2 pseudogenes are annotated in these 520 nt (G+C 36.9%); both read left to right on the top strand.

Features of this window, described 5'->3' with window-relative positions:
• Nucleotides 1-234: pseudogene (locus tag ACFINM_RS09955) on the top strand (integrase); the annotation flags it as partial.
• 209 nt (nt 235-443) lie between these two features.
• A pseudogene (locus ACFINM_RS09950) lies at nt 444-520 on the top strand (DNA-binding protein); the annotation flags it as partial.

Below are 520 nucleotides of genomic sequence, written 5' to 3'. Positions count from 1 at the left end.
TGTATGGCAAAATATATGAGAGACAATAAACTTGAAGCCTGCCCGCATGGTTTTCGTTCTAGTTTACGCAATTGGCTCGCTGAAACAACCGATGCTCCCTATGAGGTTGCTGAAACTATTCTAAGTCATACAGTTGGCGGCAAAGTAGAGCGTGCCTATCGTCGCACTGACTATCTAGAACAGCGCCGTGTCTATATGGATAAATGGGCGGCATATGTCACTGGTCAATCTTAAGATATGGGGTGCATAACCCCATGATCTGTGGATAACTTTAGCTCTCTTTTCTCTCTCATTCTTTCTCAATAAGAGTCATAAATTATCACATAAAAAATTGTATGATAAAATATTGTTTTCTATAAATAAAACATCTTTCTAAATGAACCAAAATGTGGTTAATAAATGGTTATGATGTGTTACCATTTTTTGATAGAAAGGATTTTAGTATGACAGAAAATGATATTCTTTTAACAGACCGTGAAAGTGCAAAATTGCTTCATATGAGTGTCTCAACTTTCCGCCG

Source organism: Bartonella sp. AA168HLJHH (genome assembly GCF_042197365.1).
Classification (GTDB): domain Bacteria; phylum Pseudomonadota; class Alphaproteobacteria; order Rhizobiales; family Rhizobiaceae; genus Bartonella.
Note: the sequence above shows the minus strand (reverse complement) of the source record. Positions and strands in the feature narration are given on the sequence as shown.